10 protein-coding genes are annotated in these 11,551 nt (G+C 62.3%); 5 read left to right on the forward strand and 5 right to left on the reverse strand.

Annotation, left to right across the window (positions count from 1 at the left end; genetic code table 11):
• Nucleotides 1–11: 11 nt before the first annotated feature.
• The 5 genes from JMN37_RS05905 to JMN37_RS05925 all read right to left on the reverse strand — a co-directional run bounded on the left by JMN37_RS05905 (nucleotide 12) and on the right by JMN37_RS05925 (nucleotide 5,572).
• Nucleotides 12–1,679 carry a phospho-sugar mutase gene (locus JMN37_RS05905; protein WP_252931349.1) on the reverse strand — a complete coding sequence of 556 codons (1,668 nt, stop codon included), beginning with the start codon at nucleotides 1,677–1,679 and terminating at the stop codon, nucleotides 12–14.
• A gap of 2 nt (nucleotides 1,680–1,681) precedes the next feature.
• The gene (gene deoC / locus JMN37_RS05910) at nucleotides 1,682–2,332 is read right to left on the reverse strand and encodes a deoxyribose-phosphate aldolase (protein WP_070362007.1); all 651 of its coding nucleotides are present in this window, start codon (nucleotides 2,330–2,332) and stop codon (nucleotides 1,682–1,684) included.
• Between the two features lie 36 nt (nucleotides 2,333–2,368).
• Entirely contained in the window at nucleotides 2,369–3,733 is a 1,365-nt protein-coding gene (locus JMN37_RS05915; protein ID WP_252931350.1) for an MFS transporter, read from the reverse strand.
• A 36-nt stretch (nucleotides 3,734–3,769) separates the two neighbouring features.
• Nucleotides 3,770–4,489 (reverse strand): purine-nucleoside phosphorylase, encoded by a 720-nt coding sequence (gene deoD, locus JMN37_RS05920; protein ID WP_071567637.1) that lies wholly within the window; start codon nucleotides 4,487–4,489, stop codon nucleotides 3,770–3,772.
• 138 nt (nucleotides 4,490–4,627) lie between these two features.
• A complete protein-coding gene (locus tag JMN37_RS05925; protein ID WP_252931351.1) occupies nucleotides 4,628–5,572 on the reverse strand; it encodes a sugar-binding transcriptional regulator in 945 nt (314 codons plus the stop codon).
• Nucleotides 5,573–5,651: 79 nt separating this feature from the next.
• Here JMN37_RS05925 and JMN37_RS05930 point away from each other — a divergent pair, with 79 nt between their 5' ends.
• The 5 genes from JMN37_RS05930 (at nucleotide 5,652) to ettA (ending at nucleotide 11,551) form a co-directional block, all read left to right on the forward strand.
• Nucleotides 5,652–5,828 (forward strand): hypothetical protein, encoded by a 177-nt coding sequence (locus tag JMN37_RS05930; RefSeq protein ID WP_252931352.1) that lies wholly within the window; start codon nucleotides 5,652–5,654, stop codon nucleotides 5,826–5,828.
• 65 nt (nucleotides 5,829–5,893) lie between these two features.
• A complete protein-coding gene (locus JMN37_RS05935; protein WP_252931353.1) occupies nucleotides 5,894–6,214 on the forward strand; it encodes a hypothetical protein in 321 nt (106 codons plus the stop codon).
• 786 nt (nucleotides 6,215–7,000) lie between these two features.
• On the forward strand, nucleotides 7,001–9,019 hold the full coding sequence (locus tag JMN37_RS05940) for a bifunctional copper resistance protein CopD/cytochrome c oxidase assembly protein (protein WP_252931354.1): 2,019 nt from the start codon (nucleotides 7,001–7,003) through the stop codon (nucleotides 9,017–9,019).
• Nucleotides 9,020–9,153: 134 nt separating this feature from the next.
• Nucleotides 9,154–9,774, forward strand: coding sequence for a single-stranded DNA-binding protein (locus JMN37_RS05945; protein WP_252931355.1), 621 nt, complete (start codon nucleotides 9,154–9,156; stop codon nucleotides 9,772–9,774).
• Nucleotides 9,775–9,880: 106 nt separating this feature from the next.
• Nucleotides 9,881–11,551, forward strand: coding sequence for an energy-dependent translational throttle protein EttA (gene ettA, locus JMN37_RS05950; RefSeq protein ID WP_070478427.1), 1,671 nt, complete (start codon nucleotides 9,881–9,883; stop codon nucleotides 11,549–11,551).

Here is an 11,551-nt window from a genome sequence, read left to right on the forward strand (position 1 = left end):
GTATAGCGCAGTTAGATTCCGCACAGCGCGCGGGTGGCGTCGCTGATGGTGGCCAGGCGGGCATCGGCGGCGGTCCAGTCAGGCGCCTCTCCCGTTTCGACTGGCAGGACCACCTCGAGGTAGCACTTCAGCTTCGGTTCGGTGCCGCTCGGACGGATGACTACGCGATCGTTGTCCGCGGTGCGGATCAGGATGCCGTTGGTGCCTGGGGTGGCGCCGTAGCCGTTGTTGAGGTCGACGTACTCGACAACCTCAGAACCGGCGAGCTCCGTCGGAGTGTGCGCGCGGAGGCGCTGCATGGCGTCGCTGATGAGGGAGAGGTCTTCGACGCGGAAGGTCAGCGGCTGGGTGCGGTACAGTCCGTACTTGCTGGCCAGGGCGTCGAACTGCTCGAGCACACTCATGTTGCGGGCCTTGAGCTGCGCCACGATCGAGCCGACAATCACCGCGGCGGACATGCCGTCCTTGTCGCGGGCGTGCGCCGGGTCGACGCAGTAGCCGATCGCTTCCTCGTAGCCGAACACGAGCTGCGGGGTGCGCCCGATCCACTTGAACCCGGTGAGCGTCGTCGCGTGATCCAGCCCGTGAGCTGCCGCGATTTTGCCGAGCAGCCTGCCCGAAACAATCGAGCACGCCGTCGAGCCGCCCTGCGCACGCGACGCCACGTACTCGCCGATCAGCGCGCCGGTCTCGTCGCCGGAGAGTTTCACCCAGCCGTTGCCCAACGGGGTGCCCGCGCTTGGGGTGGTGCGCGCCGGGACTGCGACTGCGCAGCGGTCGGCGTCGGGGTCGAGGGCGATGATGACGTCTGCGTTGACCTCGTTCGCCTTCTCTACGGCGAGGTCGAGGGCACCGTCTTCTTCAGGGTTGGGGAAGGCGACGGTGGGGAAGTCAGGGTCAGGCTTCCACTGCTTCTCGACGCCCACTACGTCCCCAAAGCCCGCAGCCTCCAGGGTGGTGCGTGCGAGTTCGCCACCGACGCCGTGCATTGGTGTGAGCACGATCGTGATCGGTGGGGTGCCGTCGAGGTCGCTAAGCGCGCTGGTGGCGGCGACGTAGCCCTCGCGGGTGTCCACCTGCTCGATGTTTGTGTCGAGGGGGAGCTCCGTCGCGCCGGGTGCGGCGGCGATGCAGGCGGCGATCTCGGCGTCGGCAGGCGAGATGATCTGGCAGCCGGCGGCGTTGTCTGCGGCGACGACGCGGCCGCCGAGGTAGACCTTGTAGCCGTTGTCCCACTTCGGGTTGTGGGAGGCGGTGACCATGATGCCGGCGTCGGCGTTGAGCGCGCGCACGCTGAAGGAAGTCAGCGGGGTCGGCTGGGCCAGCGGCAACAGCATGGCGTGCCCACCCGCACCGGCGACGACCTCAGCTGCTGCTTGCGCGAACTTGGAGGAGCCGTGGCGGGCGTCGCACCCGATGACCACGCGAGGGGTGTCCACCTGCTGCTTGAGCCATTCCATGAGCCCGGCGGTGGCGCGCATGACCACGGCCTGGTTCATGCGGGACTCGCCGAAGCCGATCTCGCCGCGCAGCCCCGCGGTGCCGAACTGGAGCGGGCCAGCGAAGGCCTTCGCAAGCTCGGCCTCGTCGTCGAGGACGGCGGTTAATGCCTCGCGGGTGGCGGGGTCGGGATCTTGCGCGATCCAAGCCTCGGCCTGTGCACGAAGATCAGTAGCCATTGTTAGTTCCACCCCTCCAGCACCGCAGCGGAGCTGGACAGACCCAGGCGGGACGCGCCAGCCTCAATCATTTCCTTCGCGGTGGCGGCGTCGCGGATACCGCCGGAGGCCTTCACGCCGAGCTTGTCGCCGACGGTCTCGCGCATCAGCTTCACCGCGTGCGCGGAAGCACCACCGGCGGGGTGGAAGCCTGTCGAGGTTTTCACGAAATCGGCACCGGCCTCCATGGAAGCCTTGCACGCTGCGACGATCTCGTCGTCGGTGAGGACGGCGGACTCGATGATGACCTTGAGCAGCTTGTCGCCGCACGCCTTCTTTACTGCGGCGATGTCGTCGCGTACGACGTCCCACTTGCCTTCCTTGGCGGCACCCAGGTTGATGACCATGTCAACCTCGTCCGCGCCGTTGGCAACGCTGTGCGCGGCGTCAGCGGCCTTTGCCTCAGTTGGGACTGCGCCGGACGGGAAGCCACACACCACTGCGACCTTCAGGTCAGCTGGGGTCTCGATTGGCAGCATGGATGGAGAGACGCAGACGGAGAACGTGCCGAGGTGCGAAGCTTCGTCGATAAGCTTGGTGACGTCCTCGTGGGTGGCCTCCGGCTTGAGCAGCGTGTGGTCGATCATCTGGGCGACATTTTGGCGAGTAAGCATGTTGAAAAACTCCTTGAGTTGTAGAAAGTGTGCAGGTTAAGCCGGTTGCTTCATGCGCGCGGTGAGCGCTGCATAGAGCGCGGTGCCGGCGACTGCGATGACTGCCAGGATGAGCATGACGGTGGGGTAGCTGCCCGAGTTTTGTGGCAGGAAGCCTGGCACCCCAAGGCCGAGATCCACCAGCTTCGCGCTGTACGCGATGCCGAGCGGGACGGCGACGTTGATTGTGAGGTTGTAGAAACCGATTGCAATACCCGACTTCGCAGCGGGGATGTTGCCGATTGCCGTCGCGACCAGTGGCGCGTACAGCAGGGCGAAACCGCAAGCGAAGAGCAGGGAAGAGAGCATGAACACCCACGGGCTGGCTTCCATCCCGACCGCGAGAAGCAGCAACGCGATGGTGATGGAGGCGAGTGCGGTGAAGATCGCGGGGCGCGTCGGCAAGAACTTGCCAATCTTGCCCGAGAGCGCACCGACGATGACGGCGCCGGTGTAGCCCGGGATGAGCAGCAGGGAGGCGTCGTCAGCGCTGAGCCCGTGGACGGCCTTCGCCATTGCGGGGAAGAGCACCAGGTAGCCGAGCTGCACCGAGTAAACAATCGCGACGAGCACGATGGCGGTGACGTAAGCGCGGTTCTGGAAGAACTCCGGGTTGACCAGCGGGCGCTTGCCCTTCTTCACGTGCGCGATGAACGCGATGAGCGCCAGTGCGAGCGGAATGAGCCACAGGAACTGGAACGCCTGCATGAACATGATGGCGCTCGTGGCCAGAACAGCGATCAGGAAGAGCCCGAGCCAGTCGACGTGGCCCGACTCCAGCGAGGCCTCCTCCGGGACCGTCTTCATAATGACCGGGACGGCGAAGACCAGGATGAGCGGGATCAAGAACATCGCGGTCCACGAGATGTGGGTAGCGATGTAGCCCGAGGTCAGCGCGCCGAAGAGCGTCGCGCCCTGGAAGGCAGAGGTGGAAAAGCCCAGGTAGGTCTTTTGGTCCTTCTCGCTGAGGTGCTTGGTCACGTAGATGACGTAGAGCGTCTCCGCCGCAGCGAGGCCCGTAGTCTGCACCACGCGACCTGCCAGGACCAGCCCCCACACGTTTTGGCCGAGGTAGCCGATAACCGAACCGACCAGTGTCAGCGTGATACCGACCATCAGCAGCTTGCGGATGCTCACCACGTCAGCCAGCGCCGCGTACACCACCGCGCCGATGCCGATGATCACGCCAGCAAGCGAGGCCTGCAAGCTGACCTCGTTGAGGGAAAGGTTGAGCGCCTCACCCATCGAGTCGGTCATGAACTTGAAACCGTTATCGATGATCAGCGAGAACACGAAGGTAAACAGGATGATCGGCACGGCCCGCTTCGGGCTGAGCGCCTTTTGAACTGTTTGAGATGTCATGGTGAGTTCCTTCAAACGTGTGGGGACGGGTTGGGGTTAGACGGCGGCCAGTGGAAGCGCCAGCTCCATCATCTGGGTAAACGCGCTCTGGCGCTGCTCGGCGGTGGCCTTCTCGCCGGAGCCGATGACGTCGGACACGGTGAAGATGCCCATCGCGTCAACGCCTGCCTCGGCGGCGACGGCGTAGAGGCCGGCGGATTCCATCTCGACGCCGAGCACGCCCATCTTGGCCCAGCGGTCGTTGATGTCGTCCTTGAAGTTGTAGAAGACGTCGGAGGACAAGATGTTGCCCACATGGATGTCGACGCCCTGCTTCTGCGACTCCTTGTAGGTTGCCTCGAGGAGCTTCCAGGACGCGGTCGGGGCGTAGGTGCCAGGCAGGTCGTACTGCTCGATGAAGTGCGAGTCCGTGGATGCGGAGGAGGCGACGATGATGTCGAACAGCTTCATGTCCGGCTGGAAGCATGCGCAGGAACCGACGCGGATGAGCTTCTTTGCACCGAAGAAGTGAATGAGCTCGTAGGCGTAAAGGCTGATGGACGGAATGCCCATGCCGGAGCCCATCACGGAAACTTCGTGGCCTTGGTAGGTGCCGGTGTAGCCGAGCATGTTGCGCACGGCGTTGAACTGCACCGGGTTTTCCAGGTAGGTCTCTGCGATGAACTTCGCGCGCAGTGGGTCGCCCGGCATGAGGACGGTTTCGGCGATAGGTCCGGTTGGGACGATGTGCGGTGTGGAGACGGTCGGGGTGGACATGTGCAACTCCTTTTGCAGTATCTGATTGACCTTTCGGTGTCCACTCTAAGACCGTTCGGAACATATGGCAATATCAAAGTTTGCAAATGTTCTGATTGGGGGTGCAATCCACCCCAGATGGGGGAGAAAAGGCGTCAATCAGCGAGTCTTCGCAATCTCCAGCACCCGAACTGCCGTCGGCTGATCAATCACCAAATCACTGGCCAGCCCCATCCACAGCGCCGTCTCAATCGCCTCAGCCTTGTACAAACCCCCAGCTACCAGCACTCGACGTGGTCTCGCCCGCAGCTCGTCGAGCTCAATGCCCACCGTCAAATCATCAATTCTTTTCGACGCCACATCCCCCTCCCGCGTGTAGAACCGCGAACAAGCGTCACCCACCGCAATCCCAAGCAGCTCCCGCGACATCTCCTCAGAGAGGTACCCCAGATTCATCAGCAGGCTCTGCTTCCGCACAGAACCCACCGTGAACACCGCCACGTCCGTCTCTCGCCCCTGCTGCAGCACGTCCGCGATGTGGGAATCCTGCTCCACGATCTCCTTAGTCTCCACCCGCTCGAAAATGACAGGCAGTGGGAGCGTCAACGCGGGCGCGTTGAACGCCGTGCAGAAACCGGTGATCGTCTCAAAGTCATTCGTTGCCAGGTTGGAGCGCGACGACCCACCTTTCAACTGCACAATCTGGCGCGCCCGCATGTTCGTCGGTCGTAGATTCCGCGCAATGTTGAGCAGCGTTTTTCCCCAGGACACCCCCACCGAAAGGCCATCTAACGGCATCGACTCCAGGTAGCGTGCGCCAGCCACCCCAAGATCCTCCATGATCGCTGCAGATGGGTTCGCCGGGTGAACAATCCGCACACCCTCCAGCGCGTACCGAGAAGTGAGATCCTCGATCAGGATCTCGTCCGCCTCCTGCGGGTCGTGTACTTCGATGGTGACGTAGCCACGGTCCTTCGCGTGCTGCAGAAGCTTCGCCACCGTAGGACGGGAGCAGCCCATCTCCGCAGCAACCTCCGCCTGACTCAGCTCCGAGCGGTAATACAACTTGGCAGCCGTCAGCGCATCCCGATCACGTGTGTCCATGCACTACAGCGTAGCGCCTGGGGGTTTGCCCTTAACTGTGTGGCAGTATCTTGGCTATGCCCCAAGCGAAAGGAAAACCATGAGCAACGACGAAGTAACGATGCCACGCAAAGAATACGAGGCGCTGAAACGAGAAAATGCTCGACTGCGCAAAGAGGTAAAGCTTTGGAAGGACACCAGCGATGTCCTGGGAAAAGCTATGGGGTCTCTGCCAAGGAAGAATGGCGAGACCTCCGACGCGGCGGAAGAATCCTAAATCCCGAGGAAACGAAGCGGTACGAGGAGGGCGTACGTCAAGAAAATGAGTTCCTGGATCTGCTCATGAGCGTCGGCCACTCCATGCGCCGTGCGTGTGAAATTTTGAGGATCTCGCGCTCGAGGCGCTACTACCAGGCCAACCCGAGGCCCAAGAAAGAAAACCCGATCCCTCACCGCGAACGAAACATCCCACGTATTCCGGATTCAGATGTACAACAGATCCTCGATCTTTTCGACGCCCACCCCGACCTGAGCGCGGACGCCATTTATCAGAAGGCGCAAGACAGCGGGTTGCAGCTCGCGAGCTTGCGGACTTTCTACCGCATCGCCCGTGCACACGGGAAGCTACAGCGTCAGCGCCGCGCTGCTGAATCGGAGCCATAAAACCAGCTCGGTGTTTTTATGCGACCATTGCTTTAGCGCTGGCTTGTTGTCCGCGGGGCGGACAGGGCAAATGGTTGGTTCTGCTCAATCCGCCAGGTAGGAGGGGTGCCGCGGACAGGGTGTGGCATGCCGGTTGTCCGCGGGGCGGACAGTTTTTCCGGGTTGAGGCATCATCGGGTGAGTGTCCGCGGGGCGGACAGGGCAAATGGTTGGTTCTGCTCAATCCGCGAGGTGGGAGAGGTGCCGCGGACATGGTGTGGCATGCCGGTTGTCCGCGGGGCGGACAGCAGAACGCAGTCCGAGTGTCCGCGCGGCGGACAGGTTTTCTGGGTTGGGGCATCCCCGGGTGAGTGTCCGTGCGGCGGACAGTTTTTCGGGGTTGAGGCATCATCGAGTGAGTGTCCGTGCGGCGGACAGATTAAGCGGTTGGTTTTCTCAAACGGCTGGTGAACGTGTTGCCGCGGACATGGTGTGGCAAGCCGGTTGTCCGCGGGGCGGACAGCAGAATGCTATTCGAGTGTCCGCGCGGCGGACAGGTTAAATGGTTAGTTTTCTCAAATGGCTGGTGAACGTGCTGCCGCGGACAGACTGTGGCAAGCCGAGTGTCCGCGGCGCGGAATCAGCGAATGGTGGATGGCAGCGTTCTTTTAAGTGAACTGTCCTCGACAGGTCCGAGTCCTGGTGGGGCAGAGCAAGAAGCTATTGTTCACACTTGTGACGTAGAGGGGGAGAAGTGGGCGTCGAAAAACTTGGGAACATGCAGATTGCAAACGTAGGGTAGTGAGCATGTCAAATGCGCAGGTTGCCTCAAAGTCGGCGGTGAAAGCGGCGTTTCCGTTGTATCTTGCGGCGGGGCTCGTCGCAGCGCTCATCGCCGGGGTGATTTCGGAGATGTTCGCGGGCGCCTCGCTCGCGGCGTTGGGCATCCCGGACCCAGGGGCTGTGACGACGTTCGGCCTGCCGGCCCTGCGGGGCGCAGCGTGGGTGCTTGCCGCGCTGGCAGCTGGGTCCTTCCTTTTCTCTGCGTGGTTGTTGCCGCCGAAGCAGACGGGCGCTGACCTCAACGGCGCGCGTCTGACCGTCGACGGGGTGATTGCTTCCCGGACGGGGGCGGCGTCGTCGGCGGGGTTGGCGCTGATCGGAGTGGTGATGGTGCCGCTGGTGCTTTCCGACGTCTCAGGCCAGCCGTTGAGCACCGTGATGTTTGAGGTCGACGCCTGGGCCTTGGCGCTGGACAAGGTTGCTGACGCCCGCGTCTGGTTGATCGTTGCGGCGATCGCGGCGTGTGTGTCCGTGGCGGGGTATCGGGTCTCGAGTTGGTGGTCGCAGGTGGCGTTGTTCATCGGCTCGTTGTTGGCGATTATGCCGCTGGCGCTGACTGGTCACTCCGCGACCGGTGGCGACCACGATTACGGCACGAACTCCTTCATCTGGCACCTGGTGTTCCTGCTGGTGTGGGTTGGCGCTCTGATGGCGCTGGTGGCGCACGGTTTCAGGCTGGGGCCGGAATTGGCCCCGGCAGTGCGCAGATACTCGCGCATTGCGCTGTTCGCCTTCGTGGCGATGGCCGTGTCGGGCGTGATTAACGGCGCGATCCGCGTGCACCTGGACGACATCACCCGCTACGCCTACGGGTGGGTGCTCGTGGGCAAGCTGGTCGGCATCCTGGTGCTTGGATTCATGGGCTATGCACACCGCGAGCGGACGATTCCGGCACTTGAGGCGGAGGGGCCGTCGCAACGCAGAGCGTTCGTGCGACTCGGCGCGGTGGAAGTGCTAGTGATGTCTGCTGTGACTGGCCTTGCAGTGACGCTCGGGCGCACTCCGCCGCCACCGCCGCGGGACCCGAACCTCACCCCGATGCAGATCCAGATGGGCTACAACCTCGAGGACCCACTGACCTGGTCGAACTGGGTTGGGCTCTGGCGCTTCGAGCTGCTCTACAGCGTGATCGCGATCCTGCTGGCCGTCTACTACCTGCACCTGACGCGCCGGGTGAGCGGATGGTCGAAGGGGCGCACGGCGTGGTGGCTGCTGGGTTGCGCGACCGTCGTAGTCACGATGTGCTCCGGCATTGGGCTGCACATGCCGGCCTCCTACTCGGCGCACATGACCGTCCACATGATTCTGTCGATGGGTGTGCCGGTGTTCCTCGTGCTGGGCGCGCCGCTGACGCTCATTATCGACGCCTACCCGTCCGGCGAGTTCAACCCCCGGCTGTGGGCGGAGTCCTTCCAGCGCAGTAAGTTCCTGCGCATCGTGACGTACCCGCCGGTGTCCGCGGTGCAGTTCCTGGTGTTCTTCTACGTCATGTACGTGTTCACAGATCTCTACGAGCTGATGATTTCGGAGCACGCGGGCCACGTCATCATGAACGCGGTGTTCCTGGTGTCGGGCTACTTCTACTTCTGGGAGCTCATCGGCCCGGACTATATCGAGGGGCGCGTGACGGCGAAGACGCGCCTGCTGTGGCTGTGGATCTCCATGCCGGTGCACCTCTTCATGGGCGTGTACCTCATGCAGCTCAACACCGTGATGGGCGAGGAGTTCTACCGCTCGCTGCTGCTGCCGTGGGACCCGGATCTGCTGGCTGACCAGAAGGTGGGCGGCGGTATCGCCTGGGCGTCGGGCTCGTTCCCTCTGGTCATCGTGTTCGGTGTGTTGTTCATATTGTGGTGGCGCGAGGACCGCGCAGAGACCGCCGAGGTTGACCGCATTGCGGACGAGACTGACGACGCCGAGTGGCGCGCCTACAACGAAATGCTCGCACAGTACACGTCGGATACACCGCAGCACAAGGGCTAACCGAAGATCTGTTGAGAACTGTGGAATTCTAAAAATCAATCCACAGGCCGCGGGACCGTATCCTTTCTTTTCTGTTTCTGCACTGGAAAGCTCCGAGTTGTACCAGTTCAGCAAACAATTGAAAGGACACAACAATGAGTCAAATGAACGTCACCGTATGCGGAAACTTGACGGCAGCACCGTACTTTAAGTGGTTCCCGGCGTCGGGAAACTCGGTGTGCAAGATGCGCATCGCGTCCTCTCGCAGGCGGCGCACAGGTGAACAAGACAACCAAGGCCGCGACATTTGGGAGGACACGGACCAACTCTACATCGACGTCGAGTGTTGGAACCAGCTCGCCATCAACGCGCGCACCTCACTGTTCCGCGGTGCGCCGGTGATGGTCTCCGGCCGGTTGGTCACGGAGACCTGGGTAGAAACTAACGACGCGGGGGAGAAGCTCAACCGGTACCGCACCGTGCTGAAAGCCGACAAGGTTGCGTTTGAGCTCGGCATGCACCAAATCTCCTCCTGGAAGATCACCGAGAACGGCCACACACTCGAGGGTCAGCCCGCGGTGAAGATCAAGACGGCGGTGGACTTCATGACGGAGGAGGAGCGCGAGTTCTACTTCGAGCAAATGAAGATGCAGGCGTCGGCGTCGTCGGTGGACTCGGCGTCAGCTGCGGAACCCCAACCGCAGTCGCCTGAACTCGAGCCGGTAGCTGTGGGTGCTGGTAGCGCCGAAAGTGACGACGGCCCCGCGCCGTTCTGACGCCCGCGGTTGCGCTCCCGCTCGGCGCCGGGGAAGCGCACGTTCACCTTTCGCTGATGTACCCTGTGAAACGATGTATGTCCGCTTCAGTTAAAGGGGTTTTTACGTGGCTGAGTTCATCTACACGATGAAAAACGTTCGCAGGGCCATCGGTGACAAGGTCATTTTGGACAATGTCACCATGGCCTTTTATCCCGGCGCCAAGATTGGTGTCGTTGGGCCAAACGGCGCAGGTAAGTCCTCGCTGCTCAAGATCATGGCGGGGATTGACCAGCCAAACAACGGCGAGGCATTCCTGGATCCCGGTGCAACGGTCGGCATCCTCCTGCAGGAGCCACCGCTGAACGAGGAAAAGACCGTTCGCGAGAACGTCGAAGAGGGCCTCGGCGACATCTTCGATAAGAAGCAGCGCTTCGAAGAAATCGCTGAAGAGATGGCGACGAACTACACCGACGAGCTCATGGAAGAAATGGGCAAGCTCCAGGAGGAGCTCGACGCCGCTGACGCCTGGGAGGTCGATTCCAAGATTGAGCAGGCGATGGAAGCGCTGCGCTGCCCGCCATCCGATAGCCCGGTGACCAAGCTTTCCGGTGGTGAGCGCCGCCGCGTCGCGCTGGCGAAGCTGCTGCTGTCCGAACCGGACCTGCTGCTGCTCGACGAGCCAACGAACCACCTGGACGCCGAGTCCGTCCTGTGGCTGGAGAAGCACCTGCAGAACTACCCGGGCGCCGTCCTGGCAATTACCCACGACCGCTACTTCCTGGACAACGTTGCCGAGTGGATCTGTGAGGTCGACCGCGGCAAGCTCTACCCATACGAGGGCAACTACTCCACCTACCTGGAGAAGAAGGCCGAGCGCCTCGAGGTTGCTGGCAAGAAGGATCAGAAGCTGCAGAAGCGCCTGAAGAACGAGCTCGAGTGGGTGCGATCTTCGCCGAAGGCACGCCAGGCAAAGAACAAGGCGCGTCTGGAGCGCTACGAAGAAATGGCTGCCGAGGCAGAGCAGTACAAAAAGCTGGACTTCGAAGAAATCCAGATCCCGACGCCTCCACGCCTGGGCAACAAGGTTGTCGAGGTCGAGCACCTGGACAAGGGCTTCGACGGCCGCGTCCTGATCAAGGACCTGTCCTTCACGCTGCCCCGCAACGGCATCGTGGGCGTGATCGGCCCGAACGGTGTGGGTAAGTCCACCCTGTTCAAGACAATCGTTGGGCTGGAAGAGCCAGACGCAGGCACCGTCGTGGTCGGCGAGACCGTGAAGCTGTCCTACGTTGACCAGAACCGCGAAAACATCGACCCCGAGAAGACCGTGTGGGAAGTCGTGTCCGACGGGCTCGACTACATCGTGGTCGGCCAGAACGAAATGCCGTCGCGGGCCTACCTCTCGGCGTTCGGTTTCAAGGGCGCTGACCAGCAGAAGCCATCCAAGGTGCTTTCCGGTGGTGAGCGCAACCGCCTGAACCTGGCGCTGACGCTGAAGCAGGGCGGCAACCTGATCCTGCTCGACGAGCCGACCAACGACTTGGACGTCGAAACCCTCGGATCGCTTGAGAATGCGCTGCAGAAGTTCCCAGGCTGCGCCGTCGTGATTTCGCACGACCGCTGGTTCCTGGACCGCACCTGTACCCACATCCTCGCCTGGGAAGGCAACGTTGAGGAAGGCAAGTGGTACTGGTTCGAGGGCAACTTCGGCGACTACGAGAAGAACAAGGTTGAGCGCCTCGGTGAGGAAGCGGCGAAGCCATCGCGCGTCACGCACCGCAAGCTCAGCCGCTAA

This window comes from Corynebacterium lipophilum (genome assembly GCF_024102595.1).
Taxonomy (GTDB): domain Bacteria; phylum Actinomycetota; class Actinomycetes; order Mycobacteriales; family Mycobacteriaceae; genus Corynebacterium; species Corynebacterium pseudogenitalium.

Excerpts from the sequence above, each read along its gene's own strand:
- JMN37_RS05905 (WP_252931349.1), bottom strand. The coding sequence starts at position 1,679 with ATGGCTACTGATCTTCGTGCACAGGCCGAGGCTTGGATCGCGCAAGAT.
- deoC (WP_070362007.1), bottom strand. The coding sequence starts at position 2,332 with ATGCTTACTCGCCAAAATGTCGCCCAGATGATCGACCACACGCTGCTC.
- JMN37_RS05915 (WP_252931350.1), bottom strand. The coding sequence starts at position 3,733 with ATGACATCTCAAACAGTTCAAAAGGCGCTCAGCCCGAAGCGGGCCGTG.
- deoD (WP_071567637.1), bottom strand. The coding sequence starts at position 4,489 with ATGTCCACCCCGACCGTCTCCACACCGCACATCGTCCCAACCGGACCT.
- JMN37_RS05925 (WP_252931351.1), bottom strand. The coding sequence starts at position 5,572 with ATGGACACACGTGATCGGGATGCGCTGACGGCTGCCAAGTTGTATTAC.
- JMN37_RS05930 (WP_252931352.1), top strand. The coding sequence starts at position 5,652 with ATGAGCAACGACGAAGTAACGATGCCACGCAAAGAATACGAGGCGCTG.
- JMN37_RS05935 (WP_252931353.1), top strand. The coding sequence starts at position 5,894 with ATGAGCGTCGGCCACTCCATGCGCCGTGCGTGTGAAATTTTGAGGATC.
- JMN37_RS05940 (WP_252931354.1), top strand. The coding sequence starts at position 7,001 with ATGTCAAATGCGCAGGTTGCCTCAAAGTCGGCGGTGAAAGCGGCGTTT.
- JMN37_RS05945 (WP_252931355.1), top strand. The coding sequence starts at position 9,154 with ATGAGTCAAATGAACGTCACCGTATGCGGAAACTTGACGGCAGCACCG.